The following is an 18,880-nucleotide window of genomic DNA, read 5'->3' as shown; positions in this document are numbered from 1 at the left end:
AAGATTCCTCTTAAACCGTTCCATTGAAAACGGGCAGCAGACAGAGCCCGTATGGTCTGTCTGCTGCCCGTTACACGTCTCAGCTGATTAATTTATTCGTTTCCTTTTGCTTCTTTGGCTTCTTCTGCTTTTGGATTGAGATCGGTTGGCTTCATGCTTAAATTGATTCTGCCCATCTTATCGACTTCCATAATCTTTACGGTCACGACGTCGCCGATGTTTACCACATCTTCTACTTTTGCTACTCTCTTATCAGACAGCTTGGAAATATGAATCATACCATCTTTATTCGGTGCCAGTTCTACGAAGGCTCCGAAATTCATGATTCTTACAACCTTACCTGTCATAATCTGTCCAGCCTCAAGATCGGTAACGATGCTCTTAATGATCTCAATGGCGCGGTCGATCATCGCCTGGTCCGTTCCGCAGACAGATACACTGCCGTCATCGGAAATATCAATTTTAACACCGGTCTCTTCAATGATCTTGTTGATGACCTTGCCCTGCTTACCAACCACATCACCGATCTTCTGAGGATCAATGCTGATCTGGTCGATCTTAGGAGCATATTTTCCAACTTCCTTGCGAGGTTCACTGATTGCTTTTGCCATAACCTCATCAAGAATGTAAAGTCTTGCTTCTCTGGTGGTACGGATGGCTTCTTCAATGATCGGTCTTGTTAAACCGTGGATCTTAATATCCATCTGAATGGCTGTAATACCTTTATGAGTACCGCCTACCTTAAAGTCCATATCTCCGAAAAAGTCTTCCAGTCCCTGAATATCGGTAAGAACGATATAATCCTCATCCGTATCTCCCGTAATCAGACCGCAGGAAATGCCGGCTACCGGTGCCTTTATCGGAACACCTGCTGCCATTAAGGACATGGAGGAAGAACAGATGCTGGCCTGGGAGGTGGAACCGTTGGATTCCATGGTCTCAGACACGGTACGGATCGCATATGGGAATTCTTCCTCTGACGGAAGAACCGGAACCAGGGCTCTCTCTGCCAATGCTCCATGACCGATCTCACGGCGTCCCGGACCTCTGGAAGGTCTTGTCTCTCCTACGGAGAAGGACGGGAAATTGTAGTGGTGCATATATCTCTTGGAAGTTTCCTGATCATCAATGCCGTCCAATCTCTGTCTCTCAGACAATGGCGCAAGGGTACAGATATTTAAAATCTGTGTCTGACCGCGGGTAAACATGGCGGAACCATGTACTCTTGGAAGGAGATCAATTTCTGCTGCCAGATGGCGGATCTCATTCATGGCACGGCCGTCAGGACGCTTGTGGTCTTTTAAGATCATCTTGCGGACCGTCTTTTTCTGGTACTGGTAAATTGCCTCTCCCAGTACGGCAAGCCATTCCTCTTTATCAGCAAAGGCTTCCTCCAGCTTCTCGGTGATCTTACGGATGTTCTCTTCTCTGACCTGCTTCTCATCGGTGAATACAGCAACCTCCATCTCTTCCTGAGGTACGATTTCACGAATGGCTGCAAATAACTCTTCCGGTACTGCACAGCTGGTATAGGTGTGCTTTGGCTTTCCGCATTCTGCCACGATGGTATCAATGAATTTAATGATTTCCTGATTTACTTCATGAGCTTTAAAAATGGCTTCGATCATCTTGTCTTCCGGTACTTCATTGGCTCCGGCCTCGATCATGATCACCTTTTCCCTTGTGGACGCAACCGTAAGGGCCATATCAGAAACCTGTTTCTGAGCCTGGGTCGGATTGACTACAAATTCTCCGTCAACAAGTCCGATCTGAGTGGATGCACACGGTCCGTTAAATGGGATATCCGAAATTGAGGTGGCAATGGCAGACCCCAACATAGCGGTAAGCTCCGGGCTGCAGTCCTGGTCTACGGACATAACAATATTGTCTAAAGTAACGTCGTTACGGTAATCTTTTGGAAACAACGGCCTCATCGGACGGTCAATGACACGGGAAGTCAGAATGGAATTCTCAGATGCTTTTCCCTCTCTTTTGTTAAATCCGCCTGGAATCTTTCCTACGGAGTAAAGTTTCTCTTCGTATTCTACACTCAGAGGAAAGAAGTCAATTCCATCCCTTGGCTTGTCAGAAGCAGTTGCGGTCGCTAATACTACGGTGTCACCATAGTGCATGAAAGCTGCTCCGTTTGCCTGCTTCGCTACTCTGCCGACATCAACAGTCAATGTTCTGCCGGCCAGTTCCATACTAAAACTCTTGTACATACTGGATCTCCTTTTATATATTACTTAAAATTTATATTAAATAGCAGAAGATGCCGAAACTACTGATCTACGCGTAACGAAAGATCAAAAGTGTGAGGGTGCGGCCCGTTAGATGACAAGCAGATTCTGCCTTTGGCAGAATGCGCAGCCGCAGACTCGGGACTAATGTCCCTCGTTCGCGGTTGCTCGCCATAAGTGAGTCATTCGGATTGGATATGCGAGCATATCCTGTCCGAATGACTCACTTATGGCTCTGCTTGTTACGCGCACATCAGCGGTCTCGGGGGATGCTTCTACTTTTAACATTCTTTTCTTAATAGACAGATAGGGTGGAGAAGTTCTCCACCCTAAATGGTTTATTATTTTCTGATTCCTAACTTCTCGATCAAAGAACGGTAGCTGTCTAACTCTGTCTTCTTTAAGTAGTCAAGAAGACCTCTTCTCTGTCCAACCATCATCAGAAGACCTCTTCTGGAATGATGATCTTTTGGGTTCTTCTGAAGATGATCGGTTAATTCTGTGATTCTTTCTGTCAGAATAGCGATCTGTACTTCTGGTGAACCTGTGTCGCCAGCTTTTCTTCCATATTCAGCAATAATTGCTGCTTTCTTTTCCTTTGAAATCATGTCGATTTCCTCCTTTTATGAATGATTCTCACCACATACCAAGTACTGGTTGGAGTATCCGAGATACCGGGCATTGGCGCAAATTAATACTTGTACAGTTTACCACAGGGACATATGGTTGTCAATTATTTCTATCCGCAGAAACGGCGAATCTGTGACAAAAGATACTTTTTTCCGCTTTCTAAATGGTTTCCAGATTTTCGTTTAAATAAACCAAAATATACCCTTTTTTTATCCGTTCCGTCCTTCAGTTTATAAAACCATGTATTTCCTGAATTCCGTTTTTTTCATTTTCTGTATCAGGGAATCTCTCAGTTCATTCAGCTCCACGTTTACCAGACTCTTATCCTTTACCAGACATTCTCCTGCCACATACACGGCTTCCACGTTGGAAGGATTCGCGCTGTAGACCAGGGCGGAATAGGGATCGTAAACCGGAAACATATTGGCGGAGCCGGTTTCCACCAGCACCATATCTGCCTGCTTTCCAGGCTCTATGGAACCGGTCACAGCATCAAGTCCCAATGCCTTTGCTCCCTGGATTGTCGCAAGGGAAACGATGATTTCAGCCGGAAATGCACTTCTGTCCTTTGTTTCATTTTTATGAAAATCCGCACACAGCTTCATCTGGGTCAGGAGATCTAACGTATTTCCGCTGGCAGGGCCATCGGTTCCAAGTCCTACGGGAATTTCCTTTTCAAGCATATTTGTGACAGGGGCAACTCCTTTGGCTGCTTTAGTGTTGGAGCCGATGCAGTGAGCCACTTTTGCCCCGCTCTTTTTTAATAGAAGCAAGTCCTCTTCCGTCATATGAATGCAGTGGGCGGCCACGGTCACTTCTCCCAAAACTCCGATGCTATCCAGATACTGAACCGGTGTCATACCGTAATCTTTGCGGAAATATTCCATCTCATAATCCATTTCGGCTGTATGGATGGTAAAAGGTACCTGATAAGAGGCATCGGCCTGGTAAGCCGCCAAAAGGACTTCTTTGGAGCAGGTACTGGTTCCGTGGGGAGCCACACAGGCGGAGATACGGGGATGGGCCGCGTATTTTTTTATCAGCCTTTCCCCATATGCAATGGCGTCAAAAGGATCTGAAAAATCACAGGCTCCCTCATTCATAACGGTCTGGCCCGCAATTCCCCTCATTCCCATTTCATCCATGGCCTTTGCCGCCTCTTCTTCATAATAATACATATCGAGTACGGAGGTGACACCGGAGAGCAGCATTTCCCCTGCAGCGTAACGGGTGGACAAATAGACCATTTCCTGGTCCATGGCCTTATTTTCCATGGGAAGCAAGAATACCCGGAGACGGTCCTTGCAGTCATCTCCCAGGCCCCGGAATGGAATCATTCCCATATGAGTATGAAGATTGACCATTCCAGGCATTAAGATTCCGTTCTTTCCATCAATGAAATGAGCCCCGGAAACGTTCTCTTCTTTCGGAAGGTCCTTCATCGGCCCCGTGGCCAGGATCGTATCCTTTTCAAACATTACAAACCCCGGATTGTGGATTTCCCGGGCCTCATTCATGGTTACTACAATTACATTTATGATTACAGTTTTCACACTTATCAACCTTTTCCCTTACAAACAATTATATTTTTCCACAAGAGGGACGTTCTTTTTGGTTTTCACATCAAACAATCCCTTATCACTCAGCTTTAATTCCGGGGACACCAGAAGGGTCAAGGTGGAAATGGACATGATCACGTTGCTGTTTTCATATCCCATTGCTTCAATCTCCTGCCGGACGGCTTCAAGCTCTTTGGAAAGCTCTGAAATGCTTTTATCTGAGAGAATGCCTCCCACGGGAAGCGATGCGGCGGCAGTCACCTTTCCGTTTCGGACCGTCACATATCCTCCCTGCATATGGACCACCTGATTCTGGGCAAGCACCATATCCTTTACGGAATTTCCAAGGACCAGCAGATTATGACTGTCATGGCTCCATGTGGTAGCGGCTGCACCTGGAAGTTGAAACGCATGTTCCAAAAGGCTGTAAGCCACACCTCCCGTCTTTCCGTAACGTTCAAAGACAGCAGCCAGACAAAGCCCTGCCTCCTGCCAGCACAGAGAACCGCCCTTTACCGGAATCTCCCGTTTTACATGGCAGATCCTGGTTCCAAAGTTCTGAACCTGCATCACATTTACAAGGGCTGTCCCTTCTTTTATCTCACACCGGTTTAAGTTAAAATCCGATGCCAGAGCCAGACGGCATTTGACTGACTGGTAAAAATGATCGGGGAAGGATGCCTTCTCTCCCTCTGGGGAAGGAGAATATAGTCTTCCGTTTTTATAAACTTCATAGGGAACAAAATCGGTCAGATCATCAAAAAGGACCAAATCTGCCAGTTTGCCAGGCGCAATCATGCCCCGGTCATGGAGGCCCATTCTCCGGGCAGGCGTAAACGTGGCACAGTAAATTGCCTTTTCCGCCGGCATCCCCTTTTCCACCGCGAGACGGAGAATCTGGTTTAAGTGGCCCTTGGTTAAATGATCCGGCATGGTATCGTCGGTTACAAGCGCAACATTTTCATATAGATTATGGGTAACTACAGTTTCCACCACTTCTTTCGTTAAAGACTTCTTCTGAAGCTCCAAAAACATTCCCATGTCTGTTTTTTCAAGAACCGATTCTTTTGTCTGCTGGGTATGGTCGGCATCCACACCGCTGCCGATAAACGCAGCCAGTTCTTCCCCGGTAAGCGCCGGACAATGGCCTTCGATCCGAAGCCTACGGCCTTCCATTTTACAGAGCTTTACGATGCGCTTGATCAGAGTATCCTCCGGGGAAACCAGGTCCGTGTCGTTCATCACTTCTCCAAGACAAAGAATGCGGTCATCCTTTAAAAGCTCCAGGATCTCTTCCTCTCCGATCCTGCCGCCGGAGGTTTCAAGCTCAGGACTTGTGGAAGGAACACTGGAGGGGATTCCATAGAAAATATCCAGCTCCGTTTCCTGTTCCATAAAATGTCTGATTCCTTCTAACCCGAATACATTTGCGATCTCATGAGGGTCTGCCACCACAGTGGTCACGCCGTGGGGAAGAACTGCTGATGAGAATTCCAACGGATACGTCATGGAGCTTTCGATATGCATATGGATATCAAGAAGTCCTGGTATGATATATTTCCCTTTTGCATCCACCACACAGCCGGACTCATAACAGGAAGCAGGGGAAATGTCGTAAAACCTTTCCCCCACGATTGCAATGTCCGCCTGTTCAAAACATTGCCTGTATGTCCGGTAGACCCATCCATTACGAATTAATAAGTCAACCTTCATATTTTCACTTTCCTTAGCTGTTGATGATACGGTTCCACTGGTCGATCCAGTCGCTCAAAATCGGATTCACAAAGGAATAATCCAGGACTTTGGCATTCTCTGCCACAGGACCGTAGGTCATGCTGGCAGCATTTGATTCTTCTATCTCTACCTGGTTGTTGGTCGGTGCTTCATTTAATGCTTTTGCGGTCTTGGTCTGCAGTTCTTTGCTCAAGCGGTAATTGATATAGGCATAAGCCAGTTCTTTGTCCTTGCAGTTTTTGGTGATGCTGATGGTGTTAAAGTTCGCATAAGTTACTTCTGGTGTTACGTAGGTCAGATTTGGATTTGCTTCCTTGATGGTAGGAACGCCGAAATCTCCTACAATGGCTGCTTTGATCTCTCCGGAAGTAAACATATTGATCAAATCGGAAGATTTGGCATAGGTTTTTACCAGGTTTGGTTTTAATTCTTCCAGCGCCTCAAAGGCTGCTTTTCCATTGTCGCTTGTTACGTCAACACCCTTGTAATCACTTGCCATGTAAACCATAGCAGGGCCAAAGGTGGTTGTGATATCAGGGATTGCAATGCTTCCTTCTAATTCTGCTTTCCATAGATCATCAAAGCTCTTGATCTCAAACCCGACTGCTTCTGCATCATACATAATACCAATGCTATTGATGGTATAAGCGATTCCCTGGCCAGCTTCAGCCATGGTCTTTGCCGCACCGATTAAATGCTGGCTGTTTTCAATTTTACTTAAATCAAGAGGCTCAAAAAGTCCTTCTTCGATCCCCTTGGCAGTCATGGCCTGAGACAGCTCAATGACATCAATGGTGCTTTCGGCGTTGGCGGAAAGCTTGGTATAACGTTCGTTGGTGCTTCCTGTCTCTGTCACGATCTTGCAGCCAAACTGGTCTTCAAATGGCTTGTACACTTCTTCTGCTGAAACATCTTCGCTTAAACCATACGTCGATAATACCAGTTTCTTTTCTGCTGCTGTGGTTTCCTTGTCTCCCTTGGGAGCAGCGCTCCCGCAACCTGTTAATGCGATCGCCGCACATAAAGATAATGCCAATACTTTTTTCATGGTTTGATTCCTCTCTTTTTATCATTGACCGGCTGTATGCCGAATTGCCTATTGAACAAGTACCAGTTTTGCCTCCGGCAGGTAAAGGGAAATGGAGGAGCCTTCCTCATAGGTTTCCTCTGCCGGTCTGTTTACCAGGAACTTTCCCGCTGCTGTCTGTACTTCATACTGATAGGTTTTTCCAAGAAACGTTCTCACTCCGATGGTACCTTCCAGAATATTATTTGTCTGTCCGGTTTCTGCCACCCGGATATCCTCCGGACGTATGGTACCCATGACAGTCTCTTCTCCACGGGCATCCTCTACCGTAAATACTGCTCCGGCTTCTGATTTATATACATCTCCCTGCTTTTTTAAAGGCAGAAAGTTTTCAAATCCGATGAATCTTGCAACAAACTCTGTCTTTGGCCTGTGATAAATAATTTCCGGAGTATCAAACTGTTCGATCACGCCCTGATTCATAACCGCTACCTTATCGGAGATGGAAAAACACTCCTCTTGGTCATGAGTGACGAACAAGGTGGTGATACCAAGCTGTTTTTGGATTCTCTTGATCTCCATACGCATATTGATGCGCAGCTTTGCATCTAAGTTGCTCAAAGGCTCATCAAGCAAAAGAAGCTTGGGTTCAATGACCAGCGCTCTGGCCAGTGCCACTCTCTGCCTCTGCCCGCCGGACATCTGCTGTGGAAAACGGCTGGCAAATTCCGTCAGTCCGCATACCTCCAGAATGTTCTTCACCTTTTTGTCAATCTCTGCCTTATCAAGCTTTCTCATTTTGAGGCCGAAAGCCACGTTATCATACACGCTTAAATGAGGGAATAATGCGTAGCTCTGAAATACGATACCAAAGTTTCTTTTATGGACCGGTACTTTGGTTAAATCCTCTCCGTCCAAGGTAAACACTCCGTTTTCCGGTTCGATAAACCCGGCAACCACACGAAGTGTTGTGGTTTTTCCGCAGCCGCTTGGTCCTAATAAAGAAACCAGCTCTCCTTCGTTTACTTCCAGATCAAGACCTTTTAAAATTTGCTTCTTTTTATCATAACGGACATCAATATCCTGCAATGTCATAAATGCCATGGTTTTCCTCCTATTTTGCCAAAGCTGCAATTCCCAGTGTTTTATCAACGATTACCATGAGAAGCACCGTTACCGCCATCAAAACAACGGAAACTGCCGACACGGTAGGGTCATAATTATATTCAATGTAGTTCATCAGCGTCGCCGGGAATGTGGACACCCCAGGACCTGAAAGAAACATGGAAACCGGAATATTATTAAAGGAATTGATAAATGCCAGCATAAACGCAGCAGAAATTCCCGATGTGATGTTTGGGAGCACGACCCGGAAAAATGCGCCGGATTTTGTACATCCAAGACTCCATGCCGCTTCCTCCACGGAAAAATCAAACTGGTCAAGACTTGAACCGACCACCCGGATCACATAAGGCAGAGTCACCATAAAATGTCCGGCCAGAAGTCCTATAAATACCGGAATCCGTAAGGTCAGCACCAGAAACTGATAAAGAACAAAACCAATTACAATGCCGGGAACAATGGTGGGGGATAAAAATACGGATTTTAAAAATCCTCTGCCTTTCATGCCCGATCTTGCCAGGGCATAAGCCGCCGGGATTCCTGCCAAAAGTGCCAGCACCGTAGCGAGCAGGGCAATCTGAAGGCTGGTGAAAAATGATATCCGGAAGGATTTTAAGGTAAATACATTCACAAACCATTTTACAGAAAAGGATTCAATGGGGAATGTGATGGCAGTGCCCTCTCCAAAGGCCGTTACCGTAATAATGATCAGCGGTACAATTAAAAATGCAAATACCAGTATAGCAAACGCGGTAAGCAGTTTATTTTTACGCATGGCTTCCTCCTCTTCGGTCCAGTCTTGCAGCCAGGGCATTAAAGCCTTTGATCACCGCCAGAGTCACGACGATCATGATTAAGGAAATCACAGCGGCGCCGTTCCAGTCTCCCACGCTCATGGCTCTCTGGTAAATGAAGGTGGCAAGGACCATATTTTTATTTCCTCCCAAAAGCTGAGGAGTGGTGTAAGCGGTCAGAGTTCCCGTAAATACCAGAATCCCGCCCACAATAATGCCTGGCAGACTCATGGGAAAGACCACCTTCATAAATGCTTTGAAGCGGTCTGCACCAAGGCTTAGGGCTGCCTCCATCATATCGTCTCCGATATTTTCCATGATTCCGGCTACCGTAACGATCATCAGCGGAAGAAATAAGTATACGGAACCGATGATAATGGAAAAATCTGTATATAACAGCTTCACAGGCTTATCCGCAAGTCCCACTGTCATAAGAAATTTGTTCACGATTCCGTTGCTGCCCAAAATATTGATCCAGGCAAAGCTCCGGATCACGGAGTTGGTCATCATGGGGAAAATCGAAACAGAAAGCAGGATTCCTCTCCACTTTTTCCCGCACCGGCTGATAAAATAGGAGGTCGGTACCCCTGCAGCCATACACACCGCCGTCGTAATTACCGCTACCTTTACCGTTCTTAAAAAGATTTTTAAATAATATCCGTCCTTAAAAAAGTCCAAATAAGCGCTGAACGGATAATCACCGGTATTAAAGGACGGCACCAGTACCTTCAAAAGCGGAAGGAACAGACAAACTGCCAGGATCACAAGTCCCGGCACCACCATGATAAATGCACTACTTTTCTTCATCTTTACCTCTCCATGCTTTCTATCTGTGATTCATTGTTTTTTCTTATGATCATTTATAAGTAAAATTAATTTATATCTGTACTTTTATTATAAATTATGATATACTGTACGTCAAATACATATAATCTATAGTTTCTATGCATTAAAGCTATAGTTGGAATTTATCATTCATCGCAAAGGGGACAATTCTTATGGAATTAAAAGAAGCCAGATACATTATAGCCATTGCCAGAGAAAAGAACATCAGCAAGGCCGCAGAGACTCTTTTTATCTCCCAGCCGTCTTTGAGCAAGTATTTAAAAAACTTGGAGCAGCAGCTTGGCACCCGCTTGTTTGACCGGATCGGAAGCAGCTATTATCCTACTTATCTTGGGGAACGTTACATTCACTATGCAGAAAAGATTGTGGAGTACGGCATGGAATGGGATATTGAGTTAGATGATATTATGCACCAGAACCATGGGCGCTTAAACATCGCCATTCCCATCATGCTGGGAAACAGCTTAATCGGTCCTGCTCTTTTAAAATTTCATAAGCTCTATCCTCACGTCACGGTCAATATGATGGAGGAGGTCAATTTTGTGGCAGAGCATACGCTGACGGACCACACCGTGGACCTTACCATTTATAATGTTCATGAGTTCCCCACGGATTTGGAATATCAGGTCATCGGCAAAGAGGAGATGGTACTGGTCTTATCCGCTGATAATCCTCTTGCCGCCTTTGCAGAAGAAAAGGAAGGCTTTCGCTATCCGTGGATTGATTTAAGCCTGCTTTCCAAAGAGCCCTTTATCCTTCTCTATCCGGACCAGAATACGGGCGGATTGGCTCTGAAGCTTTTTAAGGATTATGGAATGGACCCCAATATTCTGCTCCATACCAGAAACAGCCAGATGTCCATCTGTCTTGCCATAGAAGGACTGGGGGCGGCATTTGCACCGGAAAGCTATTATCAGTATTTAAGGAAACGGGAACAAAAAGGATCCGTGTGTCTGTCCATTGGAAAGGAACGGATTGAGAATACGCTGATTGCGGCTTATCAAAAAAACCGGTATCTGCCTAAGTATGCCAAAGCATTTCTGGATATTCTGGTGGATTCCTACAAACAAACCCATTTTTAAAGCTATGACCGGAAATAAAAGAGCTGAGGGATCCCCACTTCCCTCAGCCTGTTTCCTGATTCTCCTTACGCCTGTCTGGCCAGGAGCTGCCTGGCCAGTTCTGCCGGCGTTAATCCATTTTTTTCTGCCGCCTCCACAAACCTCCGGAGGTCTTCCCGTTCCTTGGCAACCATCAGTTGCTTTTTGCGTTCCTGGAGAAAGCTGATTCGCAGTTCAATCTCCTTAATCTGCTCTTCCAGGCTTGTTTTACATAATTTCCTCTGCATCATCGTTACCCTTTATTTTTCATATTCCTTATTACCTTAGACCGGTATCTGAATCTTCCCCTTTTTCCCAGGTTTTATATTCCCCAAATGCCTGTTATAAAATCAATTGGTGCAGTTTTTCTACCGTATCCGCTTTCATAAATCTATCATAAGCTGCTTCGCCTGAAAAAATGGCCGACAGCTCCCTCAATGCCTCCAGATGGCTGCTGCCATCTGCACTTGCCAGTACAAAAAACAGATTGGCATATTTTTCTTTCGTAAAATAAACCCTTTTTTTCACTTTCAGCAGTGACATGGACAGGGTCCGGACCCCGGCTTCCGGTCTGGCTTGAGGAAGTGCAATTCCGGGAGAAAGGACAATATAAGGCCCTAAATTTACAACCGATAAGATCATAGCCTCTGTGTAAGCCGGGTCAATACTCTGATCCTCCTCCAAAGGCTTTGCCGCCATACGGACGGCCTCCTGCCAGTCAGTGACCGAATCCACAATTCTGATCCTGTTTTCTGTCAGCAAATCCTTTAACCCCTGACGTCTTTCTGTTCCATAATTAATTTTAACCCTGTTTATTTTAAAATATTCTTCCATCTTGTGACGCAGATAGATTCTGTCCTCCAAACGGATAAACTCTTCCGACATCCTTGCGAAATCCTTAAAAAACCGCAAAAGATCTTCATCCCCGGATATTTTATGTTCGATCATTTTCTTTATCCGGTCTTTGTCATAGTCGGTCAAAAAGGTGTTTACCACGATCACAGGAATTCCCTGTATTTCGATGGGAATGGTGGATACGATTATATCCATATATTCCGAAAATCTGATCAGGTCCTGAAACAGCGAAGCAGTAAGTACCCTCGCCCCCGGTAACAGGTTTTGGATCTGTCCCTGAAGCAGCACGCTAATATCAGAATTTCCCCCATAAACCACAAGAATATGAGGGGTGTGGACTGTGACACGTCTGGTCTTTAACATTCCCCCCAGAAAATTAATGCTTAACAGAACACAATCCTCTTCTGTCAATGATCCTAAAAGACCGGGAATTCCCTCTACTGACTTCTGAGTCAGCCTGATGATATGAATGTAATGTTTTTTTACCTCCCGGGCTAAAGAATTGCAGACCCGGAAACCATATTTTTTTCTTAGCAGGATGCACTTTAAGCTGAGGGTCACGTTCTTTTTCAATTCCTCTTTATGCTCAAAGAGCATCCCTATGTACATTTCAAACCTTTGCACAATTTGAACTGCATCATTGACAAAATTCTCTTCCTTTACAGGAACGGAGGCAAGATCATCCCCTGTTTCTTCACAGACACACACAAACATCCTGGCCAGGCACTCGGCCAGCCCCTGCCTGCCTTCATCAGCTTCCTGTTTTCCCAAAACGGCCCCGACCACTCCTATCTGAAACAGGATATTTCGGACCCGGTAGTTATGGGTACTCATCTGGTAATAACCAGGGATCATTTCCTCCGATATCCAGTGGCCCAAACGGAGCCTCCCTGATACAAGGGTACAGCAGGCGCAAAAGGTATACATGGCCTCTCTGCTTGCAAAAAGCTCAAATTGCCTGGCAGCATTGCCAAGCATCTGATAAATCTTTTCGATATCTTTTTTTGGAAACTCAAACAAAGACATTGCCATCTCATAATTTTTAGGATACAGTTCAGAAAAAATCTTTGAAGTCACCCATAAACTAAGCCGGTAGATATCATATTCCTCTCCCATCAGAGCATACCCGTGATTTCCAGCCGTATACCCTACACGAAAGGTGTTTAAAATACGATTCACTCCGGCAAAATCCAAAATGCAGGTATTTCTGCTGATACGGAACCGTTCCATGATCTCATGAGTCTGGACATGCTTTTCCCGAATCAGCAAAACAATGATATAGATTCTTCTTTCTCTTGGAGAAAAATCAAACTCCTCACAGCTTGCTTCTGACAGAATCGTTTTTAACTTCTGCTTCAACTCTCCTTTCCCTATAAATATTTCTCTCCGCTGTTGTGCAGGATTTTCTTCCAGTTGTTTTTCATTCAGCCAGACCTGACAGTTTTGTATAAGAAGATATGCTGCGCTTTTTGATATATCCAAATATTGCATTACCTCGTGTACACCAATTGGTCTATCACTGTTTTTTGAGGCCTCCAGAACAACCCCCATTTGACAATTCAAACGCATAGTTTTCCTCTCCAAGGTCCAAGTCCAAAACATGGTCATGGATGTTTTTGTACATTACATCTACAATAATGTTATATTCAAAACATTCGCCCGTCAATATTATTCCATTAATTTGTTCTTTCAACTTAAAATATGTATTTTTTTATATTTCATTAAATTATTTTTCTACTTTTTTATATAGTTTGCTCAATTTATGATTTTATTTCATAGATTATGTCTATAGATGTCCAATTTTCAGGAATGCCGGATTCGTTTTTTGCATATTGGGACACGTCCAAAAAACAAACTGGTAACGATAAAAAAATCCCGAAAGATTCACATGTATTCCCATGTTGTTCTTTCAGGATTTCATCTTCTCTGCTTATAGGATTTCTTCCGGTTACAAAAACCGTTACACTTACAGGCGCAGAAACAGGATCATAAGAGCAATTTGCAGAATCACACCGCACACCGCACATGCAATACATACCGGTGCAGGGTTGTCTCTTTTTGGTGATACGGACTGAGTAATCATTATAATCCCGGCAATCGTACCGATAAATAAACCGAACAGACCGCTTAAATACATTCCGGATAAAAGCAGAAGGGCGGATACGATATTGACCCAGGGCGGTACGGTCTTAAATGGGGTATACGGTTTTTTTGCATTTACATACATCCCATCCACAACTAAGTCTATTTTGGCACCGACTGCCGTAAGATGAAGGGTCTCTCCGTCTATTTCAAAAACATCATCAAACAGGCGTATGTACCAGTTGGTATTTTTAACGGTGGTTCCAACACCGTCAACGTATCTTTTGCCCCGCAGGAAACCGGGTTTAAAGGATATTTCATGTTCTTTTCCTTGAATCGTAACGTTCCATTGATTCTTCATTCAGTTTCTCCTACAAGATGATTTGGTATTTTATCCATTGATTTTAAAGCATTCTCCCTGATCTTTGCGTATACCGTCTGAAAGTCTGCCCCATTCTTTTTGCAGATATTCCTTACACTTTCGTATTCCGGATAACAAAACAACTGATCCTTCCAGGTACAAACCTTCACTTCCGCTTCTCCCCATTTTGTACTTACGGTTCTTTTCTCACGGTCGAGAACGGTTCTTTCCACAGAATGTCTGCGGACTCCGATGGTGGTGGTCTGAAGAAACAAAAGGTCCTCCATCCTGCTTATTTCTTCTTTTTTGCACAGGACAGAGAGCATGTAAGCCGGACGGCCTTTTTTCATGTAAACAGGAGTATTCCATACATCAGCCGCACCGGCTTCCAGCAGGGATTCCATGGCAAAGCCAAGCATCTCTCCGCTGCAGTCGTCAATGTTGGCCTCTAAAATCCACATCTCTTCATCCGTTCCCGCTTCTTCGAGAATCATGGCGCGAAGGATATTGGCATGGTCAAAATTCTTCTTTCCCGCACCCAGCCCTGTGTTTAAAATGCGGCAGGAGGAAGGCAATTCCTCCCTTGTGCGCAGGGCTGCCGCAATGGCGGCTCCCGTGGGCGTTACCATCTCCCCATGGTTGTCTGTAAACCGCAGCTTCAATCTATATTTTGAAGCAATGTTTGCCGTGGCAGGAACGGGGACCGGAATGATCCCATGCTGGCAGCGGACGGTTCCAAAGCCTTCCGATAAAGGAGATACCACAATATCCGTCAGGCCCAGATTGTCGATGCAGACTGCTGTTCCAACAATATCCACAATGGAATCAATGGCCCCTACCTCATGAAAATGAACTTCTGAAACCGGAATTCCGTGAGCCTTTGACTCGGCTTCTGCAACGATCTCAAACATTCGTTTCGCCATGGTTTTTACACGATCATTGGAATCCACACGGTCAATGATCTGATTGATGTCATGTAAATTTCGGTGAAGGTGCTCATGGGTGTGCTCATGACCATGGGCTCCCTCATGCTCCTCTTCCAGATGGACATGAAAATCATAAGCATCAATTCCGCATTTCTTCGTTCTTCCAAAATGGAGATGATATCCGCCCACGCCCAGGCTGTCCAAAGCCTTTAAAAGCACATCACGGTCCGCACCCAGATCCAGAAGTGCCCCTACCGTCATATCTCCGCTAATACCTGAATTACATTCCAAATACAGTATTTTATTCATATTCTCTCTCCGCCAGTCGATTGATTTGTGTTGCCGAATAGCCTGCCCCGTAGCCGTTATCAATATTGACCACGGTAATCCCATTGGCACAGGAATTCAACATAGTAAGCAGTGCCGACAGCCCATGAAAGCTTGCGCCGTACCCTACGGAGGTAGGCACCGCAATGACCGGACAGTCTGCCAGACCAGCGATCACGGTACCAAGCGCCCCCTCCATTCCCGCCACGGCAACAATGCAGTTGGCCTTTTCAAACCGCTCCCTCTGAGCCAGAAGCCGGTGAATTCCGGCGACTCCCACATCATAGATCCGGTCCACGTAACAGCCGAAATACTCCGCGGTCTGCGCTGCCTCTTCCGCAACCGGAATATCAGCAGTCCCGCCGGTACAAACCGATACCCAGCCCTTTTTTTTCTTTCCGGGACGCTCCGCCTTTAAGATTTTGGAAATAGGATCATAGGTCACCCCCGGTACAATGGGTTTAATCAGCTCAAACTGTTCCTTTGATGCCCTCGTGCCAAAAACTTCGCCATCTCTTTCATATAACTTTTGATAGATCTCCATCAGATAGGGGTCCGGCTTGCCCTGGCAGAATACCGTTTCTCCAAAACCGGAACGGAGTCCCCTGTGATGATCCAGCTTGGCAAAGCCAAGTTCCTCGTAAGGAAGATCTTTCAGCAGCTTTAATGCTGCCTCTATGTCCATTTCTCCGTTCTTAACCAGGTTCAGCATGTTTCTTATGTCCATAATCCCCAACCTTTCCTATATCAAAAAAGATACCAGAAGCAGTCATACGCATCCCGTAGGAACACCCATACCTTTCTGGTATCTGATTTCATCAATCATTGCCTGCCCTTATTCCTATGAAAAAGGATTCGTAACAACAGGATTTTCGTCAACCGGATTTTCCCCTAAGCCTTCCCATATAAGAACCTTGGCATTCTTTACCGGACTATTTATTTCCGGTGTGATTTTGCTGCCTTTAAAGTAGCTGTAGGAACCGGCACAAAGCAATACCACAATCAAACAAAACGATATCAGCATGATCTTGTTGTATAATCTCTTATCCTCCATACGGTCTCCCCTCTTTCCCTGTAACATCCTGTGAAACAGTGCCTTCCCCAAATGTACTCTGCTCTGCTTCTATTATACCGTCCATTCCATCAATCTTCAAGTAAAATCAATTGGAAGCGACAATCTGTTCTGATATGGTTTCTGCTTCCTCCGCCGAAAAATATCCGCAGGCTTCCATTCTTGCAATCACCTTTTTCTGACGCTTTTGGGCAAGCTTGAGATTTTTCGCCGGTGAATATTTTGACGGTGCATTGGGAACACCTGCCAGGAGGGTGCTTTCGTAAACACTCATATCCCTTGGTACCTTTTTAAAATAACCCTCACTGGCTTCTCCGACGCTGTAATACCCGTCCCCAAAATATATACAGTTTACATACAATTCAAATATTTCATCTTTTGTATAATGCTTCTCCAGCTCCAACGCCATAAAAACTTCCGCTGCTTTTCTGGTAAGCTCTTTTTCCTGGTCAAAATACAGATTCTTTGCCAGCTGCTGGGTTATGGTGCTTCCGCCTTCCACATACCGGCCTGCCTGGATATCATGCAGGACCGCACGTCCAATGGCTATCGGGTCGATTCCATGATGCTTAAAAAACCGATGGTCTTCCACAGAAATAACTGCATTTACATACACATCGGGTAAATCCTCAAAAGAGGTGAAGCCCTCCTTATCCCGTATGGCTTTAACCTGTTTTGTCAGGCTCTCCGTCTGCAGTGCCTGCCGGTAAAGCTCATAGCCTTTATGCGCCACAGTGAATCCGGTCAAAAGACAAACCGTGACAAATAAAAACAATATATATCTCAACAATCTTTTGATTTTCATCCGCTCACTGTCTCCTTTTTATTAGAGTTTGATATTACTAACTTCATTGTATCATAGACTCTCTTTAAAATCAGGAATAATTCCTTATATTTCCCTAAATTTTTCGGATTATTTCTGACAATTTTTTTACCATTTCTTACAAATATAGGGAATTCTCAATAAAATACAGGCAGCGGATTCGGCTGATTCCCGCTGCCTGTGCGAATTGGATTAGAGTAAAAAGATATGACTTCAGAATTGGAACGCCGAACCAAGAGATGAATTTGTTACTTCCTTTGACAAGGCAACAATACCACCAGTTTTAAGATTTGGCAATCCGCTTTGCGGTTATTGCCCATATTATTGCGTTTTTTTGATATAAAGCTACAAAAGCATATAATTTAACTCCAAAAATTCCCGGTATCTTTTCTCAAATTTCTTTTTTCTCCCGTCATTTACATACAGGTATTCCCCGTTCTGCATCTCAATGGCCTCTCCTTTAACATTTCTTACATAATTCATATTTATAATATTGTGACGGTTGATCCTGACAAACTGGTCTTTAGGCAGCTTTTCCTCCTCTTCGTCAAGCCTGGCCCTGATTCTTATTCTGCCACTATCCACCACCACGCTGGTTTTCCGGTAATAGGATTCCAGGAAATGAATATCCTGGATATCAAGTATAAATGACTGCCCGTTAAAAAACACCCTGTATTTTGTTTGTTTCAAGTGACTCATCTTCCCATTGACCAGAGTTATGACACTGCATTTTTCTCTCTTTTTTACCTGTCTGATCACTTTCCCGCTGGAAACGGTTTCCCCCTTAGAATAAATCACAATCATGTCGTACGCGGTGCAATCCAACGCCAAAAGAAGCCTCTTGTTTTTTTCTTTTTTTGAGCCAGGCAGCTGTTTTTCATTTGAAAAAAAATCAATTTTCATCTCATTTTCCTTCCATCATTCCATTATTTTTCATGGACTTTATCGCCCCGCATCTTATATAACGAATGAAACCAAAGCATATAACGCAAATTTTGGATGTGATTTTGAGATGAATAATTACAGCGATTTTCCCCACACTAAATGAATAACCGTTGAAAAAAAATGACCATCAAAAGGAGAATCGCATATGAAATCAAAAAAGGAAGATGAGACCAGGGAGCATAAGGAATCACTGACTGCAAACAATAACTACGATGTTGACATTCAATCCTGCTCTGCCATGGATTGTACCGGACTTATTCCGGCAACTCCGGAAACGGAGGATGAAATGGAAGCATATCAGGACATTTATCCTTATATCCCCAATGCAAAAACAGTCGATAAAGACGATTCCAAATAAGGAGTGAAATAAACGGAGCTGAAAAAATCCGGGGCACCAGAATGTGATTCGATTCTGGTGCCCCGGATTTTTATAATCA

18 protein-coding genes are annotated in these 18,880 nt (G+C 44.7%); 2 read left to right on the top strand and 16 right to left on the bottom strand.

The annotated features are described in order from the left end of the window. Positions 1-92: 92 nt before the first annotated feature. From VIG27_RS04385 to VIG27_RS04350, 8 genes are all read right to left on the bottom strand, one after another. Entirely contained in the window at positions 93-2,222 is a 2,130-nt protein-coding gene (locus VIG27_RS04385) for a polyribonucleotide nucleotidyltransferase (RefSeq protein WP_394525642.1), read from the bottom strand. A 359-nt stretch (positions 2,223-2,581) separates the two neighbouring features. Further along, a complete protein-coding gene (gene rpsO / locus VIG27_RS04380) occupies positions 2,582-2,848 on the bottom strand; it encodes a 30S ribosomal protein S15 (RefSeq protein WP_394525640.1) in 267 nt (88 codons plus the stop codon). Between the two features lie 252 nt (positions 2,849-3,100). After that, positions 3,101-4,423, bottom strand: coding sequence for an amidohydrolase (locus VIG27_RS04375; RefSeq protein ID WP_394525636.1), 1,323 nt, complete (start codon positions 4,421-4,423; stop codon positions 3,101-3,103). An 18-nt stretch (positions 4,424-4,441) separates the two neighbouring features. Next, complete coding sequence (locus tag VIG27_RS04370) at positions 4,442-6,142, bottom strand: adenine deaminase C-terminal domain-containing protein (protein ID WP_394525634.1); 1,701 nt, start codon at positions 6,140-6,142, stop codon at positions 4,442-4,444. A gap of 13 nt (positions 6,143-6,155) precedes the next feature. After that, positions 6,156-7,211, bottom strand: a complete 1,056-nt coding sequence (locus VIG27_RS04365; RefSeq protein ID WP_394525626.1) for an ABC transporter substrate-binding protein — start codon at positions 7,209-7,211, stop codon at positions 6,156-6,158. A 48-nt stretch (positions 7,212-7,259) separates the two neighbouring features. Further along, positions 7,260-8,294 carry an ABC transporter ATP-binding protein gene (locus tag VIG27_RS04360; protein WP_394525612.1) on the bottom strand — a complete coding sequence of 345 codons (1,035 nt, stop codon included), beginning with the start codon at positions 8,292-8,294 and terminating at the stop codon, positions 7,260-7,262. A 10-nt stretch (positions 8,295-8,304) separates the two neighbouring features. Beyond that, positions 8,305-9,087, bottom strand: coding sequence for an ABC transporter permease (locus VIG27_RS04355; protein WP_394525605.1), 783 nt, complete (start codon positions 9,085-9,087; stop codon positions 8,305-8,307). Continuing rightward, positions 9,080-9,913: an ABC transporter permease gene (locus VIG27_RS04350; protein WP_394525574.1), complete on the bottom strand. Its 834-nt coding sequence runs from the start codon at positions 9,911-9,913 to the stop codon at positions 9,080-9,082. The genes VIG27_RS04355 and VIG27_RS04350 overlap by 8 nt, the downstream gene beginning before the upstream one ends. A gap of 191 nt (positions 9,914-10,104) precedes the next feature. On the opposite strand from VIG27_RS04350, the gene VIG27_RS04345 reads away from it, so the two are divergent. Continuing rightward, on the top strand, positions 10,105-11,034 hold the full coding sequence (locus VIG27_RS04345; RefSeq protein WP_394525571.1) for a LysR family transcriptional regulator: 930 nt from the start codon (positions 10,105-10,107) through the stop codon (positions 11,032-11,034). Between the two features lie 65 nt (positions 11,035-11,099). Here the strand turns inward: VIG27_RS04345 and VIG27_RS04340 are convergent, their stop codons facing one another. From VIG27_RS04340 to VIG27_RS04305, 8 genes are all read right to left on the bottom strand, one after another. Then, on the bottom strand, positions 11,100-11,303 hold the full coding sequence (locus VIG27_RS04340; RefSeq protein WP_394525568.1) for a hypothetical protein: 204 nt from the start codon (positions 11,301-11,303) through the stop codon (positions 11,100-11,102). 91 nt (positions 11,304-11,394) lie between these two features. Next, positions 11,395-13,389 (bottom strand): BglG family transcription antiterminator, encoded by a 1,995-nt coding sequence (locus VIG27_RS04335; protein ID WP_394525566.1) that lies wholly within the window; start codon positions 13,387-13,389, stop codon positions 11,395-11,397. 484 nt (positions 13,390-13,873) lie between these two features. Further along, the gene (locus VIG27_RS04330; protein WP_394525564.1) at positions 13,874-14,350 is read right to left on the bottom strand and encodes a hypothetical protein; all 477 of its coding nucleotides are present in this window, start codon (positions 14,348-14,350) and stop codon (positions 13,874-13,876) included. Next, the gene (gene larC / locus VIG27_RS04325; RefSeq protein WP_394525562.1) at positions 14,347-15,585 is read right to left on the bottom strand and encodes a nickel pincer cofactor biosynthesis protein LarC; all 1,239 of its coding nucleotides are present in this window, start codon (positions 15,583-15,585) and stop codon (positions 14,347-14,349) included. Before larC ends, VIG27_RS04330 begins: the two co-directional genes overlap by 4 nt. Then, positions 15,578-16,330, bottom strand: coding sequence for a nickel pincer cofactor biosynthesis protein LarB (gene larB, locus VIG27_RS04320; RefSeq protein ID WP_394525558.1), 753 nt, complete (start codon positions 16,328-16,330; stop codon positions 15,578-15,580). Before larB ends, larC begins: the two co-directional genes overlap by 8 nt. A gap of 114 nt (positions 16,331-16,444) precedes the next feature. Then, on the bottom strand, positions 16,445-16,657 hold the full coding sequence (locus VIG27_RS04315) for a hypothetical protein (RefSeq protein WP_394525554.1): 213 nt from the start codon (positions 16,655-16,657) through the stop codon (positions 16,445-16,447). 106 nt (positions 16,658-16,763) lie between these two features. After that, a complete protein-coding gene (locus tag VIG27_RS04310; RefSeq protein WP_394525552.1) occupies positions 16,764-17,480 on the bottom strand; it encodes a transglycosylase domain-containing protein in 717 nt (238 codons plus the stop codon). A gap of 363 nt (positions 17,481-17,843) precedes the next feature. Next, positions 17,844-18,401: a LytR/AlgR family response regulator transcription factor gene (locus VIG27_RS04305; RefSeq protein ID WP_394525550.1), complete on the bottom strand. Its 558-nt coding sequence runs from the start codon at positions 18,399-18,401 to the stop codon at positions 17,844-17,846. A gap of 187 nt (positions 18,402-18,588) precedes the next feature. Between VIG27_RS04305 and VIG27_RS04300 the strand changes: the two genes are divergently transcribed. Continuing rightward, the gene (locus VIG27_RS04300; protein WP_394525546.1) at positions 18,589-18,801 is read left to right on the top strand and encodes a hypothetical protein; all 213 of its coding nucleotides are present in this window, start codon (positions 18,589-18,591) and stop codon (positions 18,799-18,801) included. Positions 18,802-18,880 lie beyond the last annotated feature (79 nt).

Source organism: Lacrimispora sinapis (assembly GCF_043633585.1).
Taxonomy (GTDB): domain Bacteria; phylum Bacillota; class Clostridia; order Lachnospirales; family Lachnospiraceae; genus Lacrimispora; species Lacrimispora sinapis.
This window is presented reverse-complemented; position numbering and strand designations above follow the sequence as displayed.